The organism is Sorangium sp. So ce726 (genome assembly GCF_051521405.1).
Lineage (GTDB): Bacteria > Myxococcota_A > Polyangia > Polyangiales > Polyangiaceae > Sorangium.
On sequence record NZ_CP150349.1, the window covers coordinates 12,901,302 to 12,917,539 of the forward strand.

The 16,238-nt window shown below is 71.2% G+C and carries 13 protein-coding genes and 1 pseudogene; 6 read left to right on the forward strand and 8 right to left on the reverse strand.

The window, feature by feature from the left end; genetic code table 11:
• Window positions 1-129 precede the first annotated feature (129 nt).
• The gene (locus WME79_RS48105; protein ID WP_437529512.1) at window positions 130-918 is read left to right on the forward strand and encodes a Uma2 family endonuclease; all 789 of its coding nucleotides are present in this window, start codon (window positions 130-132) and stop codon (window positions 916-918) included.
• A 17-nt stretch (window positions 919-935) separates the two neighbouring features.
• On the opposite strand, the gene WME79_RS48110 is transcribed toward WME79_RS48105, so the two are convergent.
• On the reverse strand, window positions 936-1,700 hold the full coding sequence (locus tag WME79_RS48110) for an SDR family oxidoreductase (RefSeq protein ID WP_437529515.1): 765 nt from the start codon (window positions 1,698-1,700) through the stop codon (window positions 936-938).
• 158 nt (window positions 1,701-1,858) lie between these two features.
• Between WME79_RS48110 and WME79_RS48115 the strand changes: the two genes are divergently transcribed.
• Entirely contained in the window at window positions 1,859-2,722 is an 864-nt protein-coding gene (locus WME79_RS48115) for a helix-turn-helix transcriptional regulator (protein ID WP_437529518.1), read from the forward strand.
• A 170-nt stretch (window positions 2,723-2,892) separates the two neighbouring features.
• Here the strand turns inward: WME79_RS48115 and WME79_RS48120 are convergent, their stop codons facing one another.
• Window positions 2,893-3,717, reverse strand: a complete 825-nt coding sequence (locus WME79_RS48120; RefSeq protein ID WP_437540087.1) for a choice-of-anchor D domain-containing protein — start codon at window positions 3,715-3,717, stop codon at window positions 2,893-2,895.
• Between the two features lie 18 nt (window positions 3,718-3,735).
• Between WME79_RS48120 and WME79_RS48125 the strand changes: the two genes are divergently transcribed.
• Window positions 3,736-3,930 carry a hypothetical protein gene (locus tag WME79_RS48125; RefSeq protein ID WP_437540129.1) on the forward strand — a complete coding sequence of 65 codons (195 nt, stop codon included), beginning with the start codon at window positions 3,736-3,738 and terminating at the stop codon, window positions 3,928-3,930.
• Here WME79_RS48125 and WME79_RS48130 read toward each other — a convergent pair.
• The 3 genes and pseudogenes from WME79_RS48130 to WME79_RS48140 form a co-directional block, all read right to left on the reverse strand.
• A pseudogene (locus WME79_RS48130) lies at window positions 3,846-4,718 on the reverse strand (choice-of-anchor D domain-containing protein); the annotation flags it as partial. The gene WME79_RS48125 and the pseudogene WME79_RS48130 sit on opposite strands and share 85 nt — an antisense overlap.
• Window positions 4,719-4,888: 170 nt before the next feature.
• Complete coding sequence (locus WME79_RS48135) at window positions 4,889-5,284, reverse strand: hypothetical protein (protein ID WP_437529520.1); 396 nt, start codon at window positions 5,282-5,284, stop codon at window positions 4,889-4,891.
• A gap of 84 nt (window positions 5,285-5,368) precedes the next feature.
• Entirely contained in the window at window positions 5,369-6,097 is a 729-nt protein-coding gene (locus WME79_RS48140; protein WP_437529522.1) for a helix-turn-helix transcriptional regulator, read from the reverse strand.
• Between the two features lie 85 nt (window positions 6,098-6,182).
• Here WME79_RS48140 and WME79_RS48145 point away from each other — a divergent pair, with 85 nt between their 5' ends.
• The gene (locus WME79_RS48145; RefSeq protein WP_437529525.1) at window positions 6,183-6,911 is read left to right on the forward strand and encodes a glutathione S-transferase family protein; all 729 of its coding nucleotides are present in this window, start codon (window positions 6,183-6,185) and stop codon (window positions 6,909-6,911) included.
• Window positions 6,912-6,975: 64 nt separating this feature from the next.
• On the opposite strand, the gene WME79_RS48150 is transcribed toward WME79_RS48145, so the two are convergent.
• On the reverse strand, window positions 6,976-9,315 hold the full coding sequence (locus WME79_RS48150; protein WP_437529528.1) for a beta-propeller domain-containing protein: 2,340 nt from the start codon (window positions 9,313-9,315) through the stop codon (window positions 6,976-6,978).
• 455 nt (window positions 9,316-9,770) lie between these two features.
• Window positions 9,771-11,609, reverse strand: coding sequence for a hypothetical protein (locus WME79_RS48155; protein WP_437529531.1), 1,839 nt, complete (start codon window positions 11,607-11,609; stop codon window positions 9,771-9,773).
• Window positions 11,610-12,094: 485 nt separating this feature from the next.
• Here WME79_RS48155 and WME79_RS48160 point away from each other — a divergent pair, with 485 nt between their 5' ends.
• On the forward strand, window positions 12,095-12,937 hold the full coding sequence (locus WME79_RS48160) for a Uma2 family endonuclease (RefSeq protein WP_437529534.1): 843 nt from the start codon (window positions 12,095-12,097) through the stop codon (window positions 12,935-12,937).
• A gap of 138 nt (window positions 12,938-13,075) precedes the next feature.
• Here WME79_RS48160 and WME79_RS48165 read toward each other — a convergent pair whose 3' ends face one another.
• Window positions 13,076-13,717: a mannan-binding lectin gene (locus tag WME79_RS48165; RefSeq protein WP_437529537.1), complete on the reverse strand. Its 642-nt coding sequence runs from the start codon at window positions 13,715-13,717 to the stop codon at window positions 13,076-13,078.
• 596 nt (window positions 13,718-14,313) lie between these two features.
• Here WME79_RS48165 and WME79_RS48170 point away from each other — a divergent pair.
• A complete protein-coding gene (locus WME79_RS48170; RefSeq protein WP_437529539.1) occupies window positions 14,314-16,191 on the forward strand; it encodes a sigma 54-interacting transcriptional regulator in 1,878 nt (625 codons plus the stop codon).
• Window positions 16,192-16,238: the final 47 nt, after the last annotated feature.

A 16,238-nucleotide genomic window follows, 5' to 3' on the forward strand; every position in this document is an offset into this window, starting at 1 on the left:
AGCCGCCCGCGGCGCCGTATCGCGCCTCCCGCCGGCTCCGTCCGAGGGCACGCCACGGCCGCCCGCCGCGCGCGGTCGCGCCCGCCTGCGGCTCCCGCCGCTCCGCTCGGGGTGCTACCGTGCGGGCTCGTGCTGCCTGCCCGTTCCGGAGCCGCTCCCCCTGCGACGCGCCTGCCGCGCGCGCTCGTCGTCCGCGACCCGGAGCCCGAGGAGCTCCGCGCGACCATCGACTGGTCGGACTGGTACCTGGACGACGCGGACGGCATCGGCGCGTGGGGCGAGCACGACGAGATCTCCCGCCTGCTCCTCTCCTCGATCGCGCAGCTCGCGCGCGAGCGCGGGTGGACCGACCACCACGCCGGCACGGATCGGTTCTTCGCCTGGGTGCGCGAGGAGCCGCTCGTGCGCGTCTCGCCGGACGTCTACCTCCTCGATCACCGGCCCGCGCCGCCGCTGCCCAAGCAGTGGCAGACCTGGCTGCCCGGCCACCGGCCGCCGCGCTTCGCCCTGGAGATCGTGGCGAGCGACTGGCAGAAGGCCTACGAGGACGTCCCGCTCAAGTACTGCCAGCTCGGCTGCCCAGAGCTCGCGATCTTCGATCCGCTGGCCGCCACGCACCGGCCGCCGGCGGGGCGCGTGGCGCTCCAGGCCTACCGGCGCGACCCCGACGGCGCGTATGTCCGCGTGTACGCCGGCGCCGGGCGCGTGTGGAGCCCCGCGCTCGACAGCTGGCTCTGCGTGATCGGCGGCGGGGCCGAGGCCCGGCTCCGCCTCACGCGCACCGGCGGCAAGGGTGAGCTCGTGCCCACCCAGGAGGAAGCCGCGGCGCTCGAGGCCCGCGCGAGGGAGGCGGCCGAGGCGCGCGTGCGCGAGCTGGAGGCGCGCGTGCGCGAGCTGGAGCAGCTGGAGCACGGGTAACGCGCGGGCGGCGCCGGTCACACCTGCTGGGTCGGCATGATGGTGATGTGCGGCAGGTTGACGTGCCGCGGGAGGCCGACCGTGAAGGCGATGGTGCTCGCCAGGTCGTCCGCCGTGAGCCACGTGATCTGCTGCCTCGCCTTGGCGATCCACGCCTTGGCGGCCTCGTCGGTCATGTGGCTCTGGAGCTCCGTGTTGACGAACCCAGGCTCGATGACCGAGACGCGGACGTGCTTCGGTCCGAGCTCTGCGCGCAGGTTGCGCGAGAGGTGGGTGACAGCGGCCTTGGTGGCGCAGTACACGGCGAACGTCGGAAAGACGCCGTGCGCGCCGATCGACGAGATGTTGATGAGGTCCGACGGGCCGCCCCGCTTCGCGGCCGCGACCAGCGGATCGATGAACGCGTCGACGACCCGCATCACGCCGGTGAGGTTGACCTCGATCATCTGCTCGAAATCGGCGATCCGGTGCTCCTCGACGCCGGACGGCAACATGACGCCGGCGTTGTTGATCACGAGGTCGACGGGGCCGAGCTCGGCCGCGATCGACCGCGCGGCGCCGGCGACGGCGCTCCTGTCCCTGGCGTCGACGGCGAGCGCGAGCGCGCGCCCGCCCGCGGCGCGGATGCCCTCGGCCAGCGAATCGAGGCGGTCCTTGCGACGGGCGAGGAGCGCGACGGCGGCGCCCTGCGCTGCGAGCTTGCGGGCGGTGGCCTCACCGATGCCGCTGGAGGCTCCGGTGACGACGGCGATGCGACCTGCGAGAGGAAGATGCTGAGACATGGTGCCAGCTCCTGGTTGGGTCCCCGTTTGGGGGTGCCCGCAATCTGGAGCTCCGCGTCGAGGCTAGGCAGACGTGCTGCGATCCTAGGATTCGCAATCCCTGGATAGAGGAGCGAGGCCGGTGCATCCTTCGCTGCGTGCCCGGGGCGCGCGCGATCGTGAGCGACAGGCGGAGCGAGCTGGCGGATTTCCTCCGAGGGAGGCGGATGCGCGCGGCGCCGATCGCTGGCGGCGCGTTCGCGGGGAAGCGGCGGCGCACGCCGGGCCTCCGGCGCGAGGAGATCGCGCTGCTCGCCGGGCTCAGCGTCGACTGGTACACGCGGCTCGAGCAAGGGCGTGACGTGAACCCGTCGCGCGAGACGCTCGAGGCGATCGCGCGCGTGCTGAAGCTCGACGACGACGAGCGAGGTCATCTGTTCTACCTGGCGCGGCCCGAGCCCGCGCGGGCCGCGGCGCGCCAGGAGAGGGCTGAGCCGGCGATGGCGCGCGCGCTCGAGGCGATGCGCGTCCCGGCGCTCGTCTTCAGCCCCCGGTTCGACGTGCTCGCGTGGAACGGCGCGGCGCGCCGCCTGCTCGTGGACTTCGGCGACGTCTCCCCGCGAAGGCGCAACCTGCTCTGGATGACCTTCCACCATGCGGCCTACCGCGCGCGCTACGCGGAGATTGGCGTGATCGAGCGGGAGTCCGTGGCCGCCTTCCGCTTCAGCGCGAGCTCGTACGTGGGAGATCCGGAGTTTGACGCGGTCATCGCCGAGCTGCTCGAGACGAGCGAGGCGTTCCGGGCGATCTGGGCGCGCCACGAGGTCCGCGCCAAGGTGAGCGGCACGAAGGGCTTCCGCGTCGAGGTCCAGGGCGCGGGCGGCCGCGACGCCGACGGCGCCGGGCCGCTCGTACTCGAGTGGCACACGCTCGCCTCGACGACGTCGAGCCGCCAGCAGCTCGTCTACTACACGGCGCGCGCGGCGGGCGGACCCGAGGACGAGCGCCGCCTCGCGGCGCTGTGCGGGGCCGAGAGCGGATGAGGGGTGCTGATCTATAGAGTCGATGCCAGCGGGCAACCGAGGTGGGCAGGAGGCTCAAACGGTCGGGAGGCGGCCGTGGCCCGCGTCGAGGCGCGAGCGGATTACCGAGAGCGTCTCGGGGTCGAGTGTTCGAGGCCGCACCTCGGCAACCGGCGCGATCGAGCGGGAGCTCAGAGGGCGTCTTCGGTGTAATAGGTGGCTCCCCAGTACCGCACCGGATACCCGGGGGGGCGGTGCCCGTACTCCGTGAGGTGGTACGGGACGGTCACGAGTGCATTGTTCCCCTGGTCCGGGTCCATGACGCGCAGGCCGCCGCCGCGCGTGACACCCACGATGGCGATGTAGTGCCCTTGGTCGGCGTCCACGATGTCGACGCCGGGGGCGACCTGCCGCTGGGTGACGCAGACAATGAGGGGCTGTTGATCCCTGACCACTGCGTCCCGGATCTCTTGCAGGGTGGGGATGTTCGCGTTGTCGTCCTGGCCGGAGTAGAGCTTGATATCGCTATGATCGAGCGCATCCTGCACGTTGCGCATCTGATTGTGGTGGAAGGTCAGGTGGTCGCTCAGCGCCCGGTCGTTGACGAATTGCATGCGATTCCCCAGGGCGAGCGTTACGTCGTAGTACGCGTTGACGACCCGGGTGCAGCACGCCCAGCACGAGTTGGTGTACTGCTGCCGGGTGTGGGCCGTGATGAGCTCCGTCCCTGTCCCCGTGAGGGGGACGGACGTGGGCGAGGTGGGGGCGTTCGAGGTGATGACCAGCGTGGCGGCCTTGGCGTCGGTCGAGGTCGAGTTGAAGATGACGTCGACCGTGCGCGTGTTCCCCACGGCGATCGTCTGGCCCGACGCCTGATCGTTCTGGATCTGGAACTCGCCGGGGTCCACGCCCTGGAGCTGGATGTTCTGGATCTGGAGGGGTGTGGTGCCGCTGCTCGTGATCGTGAGCGTGGTGGCCGGCGACGGCTGGCCGTGCCGAAACGCGCCGAAGGCGATGTTGCATGGCTGACGGTGATGGCTGGGATCTCGACGCCCGTCCCAGCGAGCGCGACCGGGGTTGGCGACGCGGGGGCGTTGGACGGGATGCGGAGCGAGCTCGCCTTGGCCCCCGCCGCGGTGGGGGCCAAGGCGACGTCGATGGTCGCGGAGACGCCGGGCGGCAGCGTCTGGTTCGACGCGGCGTCGTGGGCCGTCGCGAAGTGGGTGTGATCGCCGCCATTGAGCGCGATACCCCCCAGCACGAGGTTGGCCGTGCCCGTGCTGGTGATCGTCACGGTCTGCCCCGCCGAGGTGTGCCCGCGCTCGACGTTGCCGAAGTGGAGGTTGGTGGGGTTGACGGTGATGGCCGGAATCTCGACGCTCGTCCCTGCGAGCGCGACCGGGGTAGGCGACGTGGGGGCGTTGGACGGGATGCGGAGCGAGCTGGCCTTGGCCCCCGCCGCGGTGGGGGCGAAGGCGACGTCGATGGTCGCGGAGGTGCCGGGCGGCAGCGTCTGGTTGGAGGCTGCGTCATGGCCCGTCGCGAAGTGGGCGTGATCGCCGCCATTGAGCGCGATGCCCCCCAGCACGAGGTTGGCCGTGCCCGAGCTGGTGATCGTCACGGTCTGCCCCGGCGAGGTGTGCCCGCGCTCGACGTTGCCGAACTGGAGGTTGGTGGGGTTGACGGTGATGGCTGGGATCTCGACGCCCGTCCCTGCGAGCGCGACCGGGGTAGGCGACGCGGGGGCGTTGGACGGGATGCAGAGCGAACTCGCCTTGGCCCCCGCCGCGGTGGGGGCGAAGGCCACGTCGATGGTCGCGGAGGCGCCGGGTGGCAGCACATGGTGGGAGGCGGCGTCATGGCCCGTCGCGAAGTGGGCGTGATCGCCTCCATTCAGCGTGATGCCCCCGAGCACCAGGTTGGCCGTGCCCGAGCTGGTGATCGTCACGGTCTGCCCCAGCGAGGCGTGCCCGCGCTCGACGTTCCCGAACTGGAGGTGGGTCGGGTTGACGGTGATCCCTGGGACGAGCACCGGCGCGGGCGCGGACGAGCAGAAGACGATGGGGCCGCTCCCCGAGCTGGTGGAGCCGGAGAAGGACTGCTGAGCCAGGGAGTTCGCGGTGCTGTATTTCGTCCGCCGCCTCTTCCGCGGCGGCTCCCCGTAGTAGGGGCGCTGAGGGCTGCCGATCATCGCTCGCCTCCGTCCTCGACGCCCGGGAGAGGGGCGCAAGCGGCCTCGGGCTCCATCTCGGCGCGGAGGCAGAGAAGATCCGTCTTCTCGCGCGAACCCAGCGACGCGTCCCCGAGGATCGCGCGAGCCCAGGGGCGGTTCGGGTCCTCGTCGAAGCAGGGGCTGAGACAGATCATGGTGTTGATGTAGCGCACCACGTCGTAATCCAGCGTGATCCCGTAGCGGGCCGCGCGGGTGATGCCCTCGTCGATCAAACGACGCGCCCCGGGCTCGCCAAGCGCTTCGTAATCCTCGGGCCAGGCGTCGCGTATGTGGGCGAGGATCCGATCTTTGAAGCGCTCCGCGAGGTCGCGCTGGAAGACGGCTACCTGCTCGGCACGGATGGTGAGCATCGTCGCCCCTCTTTCACCTGGAGAGATGGGATGGCAGACCGCGTTGCCTGTCAAGGCGCGGCCCGGCGCTGGTAACACGCGGATCTAGCGCGCCTTGGTCGACGTCGCGCCGGCGCGCTCTCGCAGCTCGCCACGCGCGCGCATCATCGCGCGCCACCGCGCGCGGAGGGCGCTCGGCTTCTCGGCGTAGCGCTCGTCGAGGAACCTGGCGCCGGTCACGCGGTCCGTGCGGAAGTGGCGGAAGTCCTGGCGGAGCTCGCACCACGCCGCGAGGAGCCGCGTCGAGTCGAGATAGCCCACGATCACGGGCCACACGACGCGCTCGCTCTCGTGCCCCGTCTCGTCGCGGTAGCGAAGCACGATCTTCGTGCCGGCGCGGATCGACGCCCGCACCTCGGCCAGGTCGAGCGCGTCGGGCGTCTGGACCCCCCCGACCGGCGCGCCCGTCGCCGGCTCGAACACGAAGGGCCGCAGCCGCTCGGGGACCGCCGCGGCGATCTTCGCGATGAGGTCCTGCGCCGCCCGCTGCAGGGCGACGTCCCCGCGGTGGGCGACCCACTGCGCGCCGAGGACCGCGACCTCGATCTCGTCGGGCGTCAGCATCAGCGGCGGCATGTCGAAGCCGCGATCGAGCACGTACCCCGTGCCGGCCTCGCCGCGGATCGGGACGCGCTGGGCCAGGAGGTCCGCGATGTCGCGGTACACCGTGCGCTTCGACGTCTCGAGCTCCTCGGCCAGGGCCGCCGCCGTGATCGGCGCCCGCTGCCGGCGCAGGATCTGCAGGATCTGGAACAGGCGATCGGCGCGTCGCACGAGGATGCTGACACCAGGTTGTCAGCAGGGCGGGGCTACATCAAGCGCAGTCCACGGCGGACCCACAACAGCTCGGAGATTGCACATGATCACGCTCCACAGCTTCGGCCCCCTGTTCGGCTTGCCGGAGGCCAGCCCCTATGTGACCAAGACCGAGGTCCAGCTCAAGCTGCTGGGCCTGCCCTACACGAAGGAGCGCGCGCGGCCCGATCAGTCGCCGAAGGGGCAGCTCCCCTTCATCGACGACGGCGGCGCGCGTATCGCCGACTCGCACTTCATCCGCGAGCACCTCGAGAAGAAGCACGGCAAGGATCTCGACGCCGGCCTCGACGCCCGGCAGCGCGCCGAGGCGTGGGCCATCGAGCGCATGATCGAGAACAGCCTCACGCCGACCATGGTGTACGCCCGCTGGCTCATTCCGGAGAACTTCGCGAAGGGCCCGGCGAATTTCGTCAACGGTGCGCCGGAGGAGGTGCGACCGAAGCTGCGCGAGGAGCTCGTCGCGCGCGTCCGCGAGACGCTCCGCGCGGTCGGCGTCGCGCGCCACGCGGACGACGAGATCGTCGAGCTCGGCGCCCGCTCGCTGGCCGCGCTCTCCGCGCTGCTCGGGGACAAGCCGTACCTCTTCGGAGCGCGCCCGGCGGGCGTCGACGCGACGGCCTTCGCGGCGCTGGCGGGCCTCCTCACGCCGTTCTTCGACTCGCCGCTGCGGCGCAGGGCCGAGGGGTTCGCGAACCTCACCGCGTACACCGCGCGGCTCATGAAGGAGTTCTACCCGGATCATCGGTGGGAGGCGCCGCGGCCGGGCGCCTGAGCGGCGCAGCGCCGCCGCCCCGTCCGGGCCGGCGGCGCTGCGGCCGATTGCCGCCTGTTTGGCGCTACTCCTCGGGGGTGGGAGCCGGCTCGGGCGCCGGCGCGGGCTCCGTGACGCCGCCGTCGACGCCGGCGCACGCGTACCCGACCGAGTCCGGGGTGGGCAGGGGCAGCGAGGCCACCGGCGTCGCGAGGTCGTCGAGCGCGTTCACGAGCACGCCGCCCTGGGAGTACGAGTAGACGTAGTCCTCGATGAAGAGGCCGCGCTGCACGGCGGCCCCGCCGTAGTAGCACCCCGACGGCACGCTGCTGAAGAAGCCGCTGTGGTCGACCGCGCCGAGCCGGCTGAACCCGTCCTCGATATCGACGTTGAACAGCTCCAGCGTGCTCGACATCGCGCCGGTCTCCCCGTCGAAGCTCACGAGCGGGAAGGCGAGCACGCCGAGCTCGCCGTAGTACGTGAACGCCTTGTGGTTGTACTCGGCCTCGGAGTGCATGTACTTCGCCCCATCGAGCGCCTCCTTGTGCAGGAGCGCGGGCGCCGACGCGTTCGTGACGTCGAAGATCTGGAGAGCAAGGCCGGTCACCGTGCCGTCCTCCTCGCCATCCCTGCCGATCGTCAGGAGGTGCCCGTCGTCGAGCGGGTGCATGTACTCGCTGAAGCCGGGGATCTTGAGCTCACCCGCGACGGAGGGGGACGCTGGGTCCGCGAGATCGATCACGAACAGCGGATCGACCCGGCGGAACGTCACAACATAGCCGCGATCCCCGACGAACCGGGTGGACTGGATGGTCTCGCCGGGGGCCAGGTCGGTGATGGCGCCGATCTGCGCGAGGTCGGTCCCTTGCGCCTCGAGGACGAACACGTTGTTGCTGGTCGTCCACCTGGGCTCCGCCGGCACTTCCGAGGTCGTCGAGACGCGGAGCTTGCCGTCGTGCTCATCGAGCGAGAACTGGTTGAGGATGTGGCCGGGCACCGACCCTGACGCGACGTAGCCGGGCTGGCTCGGGTCGGCGATCAGATCGAACTTGTGCAGATGGGTGAGGTTCGTGCCGACGAACAGCTCGCCGGGCGCGGCCTGCTCCTGCCAGGAGCGCGCGGCGACGTAGAGGGCGTCGTGGCTCGCGTACACGGTGTCGGTCGCGCCGACGATCGAGGTCGACTCCGGCAACGCGGCGAGATTGGCCAGGTCGATCGACTCGATCTGCGTCAGGCCGTACGACGTCGTGCCGGCCTCGGGGACATAGAAGTCCGAGCAGCTCGCGTCGAGCAGCGCCACCGCCTCTCCCTGCTTCTCGAAGCGGTACGGCAGCCACGTCGAGAGCGGGGCGTCCTCGATGATCGCCGCGTTCTCGATGCGGAGCTGCTCGAACGCAGCGGTCCACGCCTCGGCGGTCTCGGGGTACTCGGTCAGGCCTGAGGGCCAGTAGTTGAGCGCGGGGCCGTGGGCGCCGCCGGTCAGCACGGTGCGCACGTTCGCGCCGGTGCGCCGCGCCGAGGTGTAGCCTCCCTCGAAGTAGAGCTCCTTGACCACGCTGGGCGCGCCGCCGGCGAGGCTCAGGACGGTGACCTTCGTGAGCGGCGCCCACACGCCGCCCGAGCCGGGCACGTCGGGCGGCGGCTCATCGGCCCCGTCGCCGTCCGGAGGCGGGGGCGCCGGCGCCTCGCCGCCGGACGGCGCGTCGTCGGACGAGGGCGTGTCGCCGCCGGACGGCGCGCCATCCGAGGACGGCGTGCCGCCGTCGGGCGGTGGCTCGGTGTTGTCCGGCGGCAGCGGCTTCGCGCCTCCGCCGTCGGCCGGGGTCCCGGGCGCGTCGCTCGGCGCGCTGGGGGCTCCCGGCGTCGGCATGACGCCACCGCCGCCGACCATGGTGTCGACGAGCACGTAGTCGTAGTACCCCGGCCGCGGCGTGACGCCCGCCTGCTCGTAGATCGCGGCCCCGTTGACCGACGAGTAGACGACGACCTTGTCGTCGGCCACGAACATCTCGAGGGGCGACCCCTCGATCTCGAGCGAGCTGCCCACCGCGAGCGACGACGCCGGCCACGCCGTCAGGGTGTAGAAGCTCTGGCCGTGGAGCACGTAGATGTTGTTGCCGTCGGTCTTGATGATATCCGCCTCATCGACGCCGGCGACCTGGGTGTTCGTCTCGGAGTGGGCAGGGTCGGCGCCGCTGCCGCTGTCGTCCCCTGAGGCCTCCTGGCTGGTTTCCCCGTCGTCTGCTTGGGGCGGCACCGGGGCGGGCGCGTCCGTGGGATCCTCGGCCCCTCCGGGGAGGCCGACGCTGCCGTTGTCGACGCCGCCCACGGCGGCGCCGCGGGGGTAGCCGTACGCCGAGTAGCTCGCGATCGTGGCGTCGATCTGGGCGTTCAGCTTGGCGAGCGCGTCCTGCTTCAGCAGCACCTCGAGGTTCTCGCAGGACTGAGCGCGGTGGAGCGCCGCCCGCTGAGAGTCGACAGGCTCGCCAGGCGTTGATGCCGTCTCGCATCCGGCGGCGAGGAGGCCTGTTGCCAGGAGTAGCCAAAGGGAGGAATGGGTACGGTGGGTTCGCATGGTGCCTGCTGCGTTCGCAAGGCCCGCGCCAGCAGCCCGTTCGCTCGGCTCACCGCGCTTTGCCCGCGCGCCGCACCGGCCGCGCGGCGAAGAGCACGACATGCGAGCACCGGCCCCAGGCGGCCTGGCACACGTGTGCCAAACGAGATGGTACGATTGTCGATTTCCGTCGGTGCGGGATGGTGCCGACGTTCATGGAACCCGGACAGCACACCTTGTGGTGTGAACTCTCTGAAACGTCGAAATGTCCCTCGAGTTTTCCGAGAAAATTGAACAGGGAGGCGGGGAGACCGCCTCGCGCTGGGTCAGAGGGGAACGGGCGCCGGAGGGATCTTGAACACGTCCCATGCGGGCGTGTGGTTGCTCGTGCCTGGATCCTGGTTCCAGAGGTAGATGGCCGGATACGTGTGCACCGTCGTGCCCTCCACGACCACGCCGGTCACGTAGAGCTGCGAAGCCTTCTTGCTCGGGGTCTTCTGGAGCGTATAGCCGTCGCGCGACGACGAGAAGATGACCCAGTAATAGGTCTTGCCGTCGACGGTGGTGGCCTCGGGCGACCATTGAGGCCAGCTGTTGTGGATTCCAGGGCTCGTGACCCCGAGGCAAGCGGGCGGGTCGTTGGCTGCGAGCCGCGTCGGCGTGCCGCCGGCCGCGGGGATGACGTGAATATCGGAGTTGGGATTGTAGTACATCTCCCCCGGACCAGGCGCCCTGTTGAACGCGATCAGCTGGTCATCGGGGGCGAATGCCGGGTAGTACTCGTTGAAATTCGCCTCTGCGGCGCCGGGCAGGGGCGTGGCCGCGCCGCCCTGCCTGTTGTTGTAAGGCACGGTGTAGAGATCGCCGGCGCCTGCGGCGAGGCGCCCGTCCTTGCCGGTGTCGGTCGACACGTAAACGATGGTCTGGCCGTTGTTGCTCCAGTCCGGCATCATCGCCCCGCGCGCGTCGCCCTCGCGCTCGATGAAGCCGAAGGCGGTGCCTTCCGCGGCCGCCATCTCGGTCTTGGCCATCGTGGCGTTGGCCCCCTCGGCGTAGCTCGGCGCGGTCGACTCCAGGTCGAACCACGCGAGGCGCGCGTTCGGCATGCTGGTGTGCGACTGGCCATCCCAGACGCTGCCCTTGTCCCGACCATAGGAGGTGATGAAGATCCGGTCTCCAGGGGCGAAATGCGCGGGCGACATCTTGGGTGGCCCGAGCCAGGCCTGGTTCATGGCCTCCGAGCCGCCGGGCGTCACATAGGCGGGGACCGCTCCCACCGAGTCTTCCTTCACGGACGCGATCGCGAGATCCCACGGCCAGTGGTCCATGAACATGACGGCCTCGCCGTCGGGCGTCGACGAATGGCACCCGATGCATCGCGCCTTGCCGTCGCCCCTCACGTTGCCGTTCTCGTCGCGCCGGCCGCCCTGCTGCACCTGGTCGACCTTCAGCGCGTCGACGACGCCCTCCTCGCCCACGCCGAAGCCTGCCAGCCAGGCGTCCGCGGGCCCTTCGCCGATCGCCGCCCAGTACACCATGCTGCCGCCGGCCGGCGCTGGCGCGATGGTGATCGGCCCGGAGGAGCCCACGAGCGGCGCGCCCGGCGCGCTCGTCGACACGGAGCGGATCGTGATGGTGATCGGCTCGCCGCGGACGTGCGCGGCCAGCTTCTCCCACATGTCCTTGGGCATCTTCCATTCTCTGTTCGTCGTGTAGACGACCAGATCGTTCTTCTCCCGGTCGGCGTGCACGCGGATCTCGAACAGGTCCTGTCCCTGCGGCGCGATCCAGCGGAACCTCGGCCGCAGCCAGTTGTTCGGGAAGAGCGCCCCGATCTCCGGCTCGGCCAGGCACGGGCCGCCTGTCGCGCCGCTGCCCGGGGCGCCGAAGAGCTCGGCCGCGTTCGCCGGCGGCGGCGTCCCGCTGTCGTCGAGCACCGGGGCCGCGGGAAAGTCCTCGCACACCTCGCAGGGAGGCGGCTCCACGGGGCCGCCGCTGCCCACGTCGAAGCTGCCCCCCGTTCCGCTGCCGATGTCGTCCGGGATGCCGCCCGAGCCGCCAGTTCCCTGGACCTGCGAGGGGGGCCGATCCGCGCCTGCCGAGCAGGCGATCGCGCAGGCAGAGCCGATCACCAGAGTCCCAATCCGTTGATGCAAGGTTCTCATCCAGGTTCCTCCGTGCGCGCGCTCGGGGCTCGGCGCTCCCGGACCAGCGCACCGTGAGGTGCAGCCGTGACCTCGAGGCCGCGGCCGGCGTTGATACCGGACGCTTGCGCGACGCGCCCGAACCCGGGCTGACGCGATGGCTGCGTGGTCACGGTGCTGCTGCTGGTTCGTCGCGCCGGGCCCCGGGGTGTACCAGCAGCGGATCGCGAGATCGCTCAGCGCGAGGCTGCCGCCGTTGCCGCCGTTGACGATGATGTGAAGAAAGGTTCGAGCAGGTAGGAGGACATGGACCCTTGTCCCTGTCAAGCGCCCGGCAGGGGCACGTCGCTTGGCGTGGTTGCCGCCGGCCGCGTCGCGTCGCGTCGGTTGCGCCGGTTGCGCCGGTTGCGTCGGTTGCGTCCGTTGCGTCGGTTGCGTCGGTTGCGTCCGTTGCGTCCGTTGTCTCTGCTGCCCCGCGGGGCCTGTCGGGGTGCTAGTTTCCTCGCGTGGCATCGCCGAATCGCATCGGGTTCCCGCTCACCCCTCGGCGTCCTCCCCGCGCACTGGTGCTCCGCGATCTGTCGCCGGAAGAGGCCGGCGCCGCGATCGACTGGTCCGGCTGGTATCTGCCCGATGACGCGGAGCGTCCTGACAAGGCCGAGAGGGCCGAGGTCGTCCGTCTGTTGCTGTCGGTGGTCGCGCAGCTCGCGCGCGAGCGTGGCTGGGCCGACTGGTACGCTGGCACCGGGCACTTCTTCGCGTGGGTGCGGGGCGAGCCGGCCGTGCGCGTCCTGCCGGACCTCTACGTCCTCGAGCATCGCCCGTTGCCGCCCATCCCGCGGCAGTGGCAGACCTGGCTGCCGGGCCACCGTCCGCCGCGGTTCGCGCTGGAGGTGGTCTCGGGCGACTGGCGCCGTATGTACGAGGATGCGCCGGCGAAGTACTGGCAGCTCGGCTGTCCCGAGCTCCTGCTCTTCGATCCTGAGGCGGCTGCCGCCCTCGCGCCGCTCGCGGAGGAGCGGGTGCCTCTCCAGCTGTACCGGCGGGACGCGGACGGCACCTACCTGCGGGTCCACGGAAGCGGCGATCCCGTCTGGATCGAGGCGCTCGACGCGCACCTCGTTGTGTTGAAGGACGGCCCGCACCCGACGTTGCGGGTCGCGCGGAGCTCCCGCGCGACGGATCTCGTGCCTGCCGAGGAGGAGGCCCTCCGCGCCGAGGGCGAGGCGCGCGCCCTGGAGCAGCGCGCCCGCGTCGCGGAGCAGCGCGCCCGCGCCGCCGCCGAGGCGCGCGTCCGCGAGCTCGAGGCGCGGGTGCGCGACCTGGAGGCCCGCGTATCGCGGAGGTGAGCGTGGTGTGCTCGCTGGGGCCGGTGTCCTGCGGCCCCCTCGTGGGTGTCGCCGTGGCTCCCGCACGCGGCGGCTACGTGTGCCGGCAGGGCGCCGCCGGCGGATGGATGTGCGGCCGCGGAGCGGGTCGTCGTGACGTCAGGGCGTGCACTCGCATCCGCAGACGGACATCTGGCCCGAGACGGTCGTGCTCCACTGCCCATTCCAGGCCCGGGAAGTGCCGCAGGCGGCCGGGCACTTGCTGGGGGCGTCGGCGTTGCTCCAGATGGGCCCGGCCTCCTGCGACACCGACGCCGGCGGCTTGTAGGCGCATTCGCAGACGGACATCTGGCCCGGGACGGTCGTCCACCATTGCCCGTTCCACTTCGTCGCGCTGCTGAACGAGGCGCAGGTATTCGGACACTGCGTCTGAGCGTGGGTGTTGCTCCAGATGGGGCCGGCCTGCACGACGGCGGCAGGGCGCGGGGCGCATTCGCATACCGACATCGCGCCCGGAACGGTGGTCCACCACTGCCCGTTCCAGTTCATGTTCTGGGGGTTGCAGACGTTCGGGCACTTGGTCTGGGCATCGCTGGTGTTCCAGATGGGCCCGGCCTCCAGCGCGAGGTTCTTGGCGACGCACGCAGGGCCGAGCGCCTGCGACGCCTCCTCGACGGTCTCCTCGTCGGCGAACGCCTGCTCGGAGTCGCCTTCTTCCATCGGCACGCTGCAACCCGCGATGAACATGATGCTGAGCGCGCTGGAGGTGAAGAGTGCGGAGAGGATGTGTTTCGTGTTCATGGTCGGCTCCTGGAGTGGTCGGTCTGGTTGATGTCCTGGGTCGCGATGTTCGCCGCCCGTCAGATTCTGGTTTCGGTTGTTTGCAGCGCGCGTGCCACCAGGGCGCGCCCTCCTCGGAGGCGCTCGAACCTCTATGTCTGCAGGCAGAATGCGAGCGGCACCCGCGCGTTTCCGGGGGCGCGGCGCGCCCGCCGACGGCCGCCTCGGCAAGACCTTGCCCGCAAGAGATCGCCGTCGCGAGTTGCCCGGCAAGAGGTTGCCGGCAAGGATGGGCCGAACGTAATAGCGGTGTCCTTCCGGCTCCCGCGGCCTTCGTCCAGATCGTCGCTCCGCCCGGCACGTGCGCCGGCCAGAGCCCCCGGTCCCTGGCCCGCCATGCATGACCGGGCGCTTCGGCAAACGTTTTCGCGCAATGGAAATGGAACATGGGAAGGGACCGACGGCGCACGGTGACCTGGCGACCTGGCGACCTGGCGACCTGGCGGCCTGGCGACACAGACACAAGCAGCGCGGCGGCGACTCATGAGCGGCCGGGCCCGCGGTGGCTCTTGGACCTTCCGAAGGAGCCTGATATAGAGACCATCGAGGCGGAGTGCATGCGGTCAGGCAAGTCGGTGCAGGACGACGCGGCGAAGACCTGGACCTTGGCGGGGAGGTCGATCTCTGCCATTCAGCAGACCGCGGCGCTGGGCATCGCGCTCGTCTGGCATCACGCCGGAAAGACGGAGAGACGATTGCTCTCGCCCGACACGCCGCTTGTCGTGGGGCGCGCCGCGCCTGCCGCGCTCTGCATCGACGATCGTACCCTGTCGCGGGAGCACGCCCGCTTCGTCCTCTCGCGCGGGCGGGTGTGGGTCGATGACCTGGGATCCAAGAACGGCACGTTCCTCGACGGCCGCCGCGTCTCCCGCGCCGGGATCGCGATAGGGGATGAAGTCGTGCTCGGCAGCGTCGCGCTGCGGGTGCAGGCGTTCGGCGCCGGGGGCGAGTCCCTCGATCTCGAGGGAGAGGAGAAGCTCTTGCGCCGCGTGGAGGACGAGCTCACGCGCGCCCGCCATTTTCGCCGCCCGTTCGCCCTGCTCCACGTCCGCATGAGCGCGGCGGTGCCGGCGGAGGGCTGGATCCACGCCGTGCGCGCCTGTCTTCAGCCCTTGCATCGCGTGGCGCTCTACGGCACCTGCGCTGCCCAGGTGCTGCTGCCCGAGGCCGGCGCCGAGGAGGCGCACCGCACCGCGCAGGCCGTTGCAGCCTCCTTCGTCGGCAGCGACGCCCGGCTCGTCGTCGGCCTCGCCCTCTACCCGGACGCCGGAAGCACCGCGGACGAGGTCTTCGCGGCCGCCCGCGAGGCGGCCCGCCACGCCTCGCCCGAGCGCCCGGTGGCGTGCGGCCCGGCCGCGACCTCGGTGCTCGCGCGCGAGGAGCCGGAGGAGGGGGGGATCATCGCCGGCCAGCAGATGCGCGAGGTCATCGAGACGGTGAGGCGCGTGGGCGCCTCGCGCATCCCGGTCATCCTTCACGGCGAGACGGGGACCGGCAAGGAGGTCGTCGCGCGGATGATCCACGAGGGCGGCCCGCGCAAGGGGCGGCGCGTGGTGCGCGTCAACTGCGGGGCGATCCCGAAGGACCTCGTGGAGAGCACCCTGTTCGGCCACGAGCGCGGGGCGTTCACCGGCGCGCTGCAGCAGCAGAAGGGCGTGTTCGAGGAGGCCGACGGCGGCACGGTGTTCCTGGACGAGATCGGCGAGCTGCCGCCGCCGGCCCAGGCCGCGCTGCTCCGCGTGCTCGAGTCGGGGTCGTTCAGCCGCGTCGGCTCGAGCCGCGAGATCGAGGTCGACGTGCGCGTCGTCGCGGCGACGCACCGGGATCTCGAGGCGATGGCCGCGTCGGGCGCGTTCCGGGCCGATCTGTATTATCGGCTCGGCGGCGTCGTGATCGATATCCCGCCGCTGCGCGCTCGAACGGACGAGATCGAGCCGCTCGCGCGGCATTTCTTGCGCGCGGCCAGCGCGGCCAACGGACGACGTGTCGAGGGCATCACCCCGGAGGCGCTCGCCCTGCTCTGCGCGTACGCGTGGCCTGGCAACGTGCGCGAGCTGCGCAACGTGATCGAGCGCGCGGTGGTGGTGACGCCCGGCGCGCTCGTCGGCCTCGAGGATCTGCCCCCGAGGGTGCGCGCGGCGGCGGCGCGCGGCGAGTCGGAGCGCCCCGCGGACCTGGGGAGAGACGCGGATCTCGGCCGCGCTCCGCCGGACGTGGCCGTGTTCTGCCCCACGCCTTCCGCCCCGAAGGAGGCGCCCCCCGAGGGCGGGCAGGTCCGGGGGAAGGTGCAGCAATATGAGGCCAAGCTGCTCCAGGACATGCTCGAAGCCGCAGGCTGGAACCGGACCGAGGCCGCGCGGCGGCTGGGGATACCGGTGCGCACGCTGTCCTACCGCATGAAGGTCCTGGGCGTGAAGCGGCCGTCTCCTCGCTGATCGCAGCTGCTGTCGACGAGCTCGCGCGTCTCGAACTTGAGCAAGCG

What these genes read in the sequence shown, in the direction of transcription:
- WME79_RS48110 (WP_437529515.1), bottom strand. Translation starts at nt 1,700, where the DNA reads ATGTCTCAGCATCTTCCTCTCGCAGGTCGCATCGCCGTCGTCACCGGA.
- WME79_RS48125 (WP_437540129.1), top strand. Translation starts at nt 3,736, where the DNA reads ATGGCTGGGATCTCGACGCCCGTCCCAGCGAGCGCGACCGGGGTTGGC.
- WME79_RS48135 (WP_437529520.1), bottom strand. Translation starts at nt 5,284, where the DNA reads ATGCTCACCATCCGTGCCGAGCAGGTAGCCGTCTTCCAGCGCGACCTC.
- WME79_RS48145 (WP_437529525.1), top strand. Translation starts at nt 6,183, where the DNA reads ATGATCACGCTCCACAGCTTCGGCCCCCTGTTCGGCTTGCCGGAGGCC.
- WME79_RS48155 (WP_437529531.1), bottom strand. Translation starts at nt 11,609, where the DNA reads ATGAGAACCTTGCATCAACGGATTGGGACTCTGGTGATCGGCTCTGCC.
- WME79_RS48165 (WP_437529537.1), bottom strand. Translation starts at nt 13,717, where the DNA reads ATGAACACGAAACACATCCTCTCCGCACTCTTCACCTCCAGCGCGCTC.
- WME79_RS48170 (WP_437529539.1), top strand. Translation starts at nt 14,314, where the DNA reads ATGCGGTCAGGCAAGTCGGTGCAGGACGACGCGGCGAAGACCTGGACC.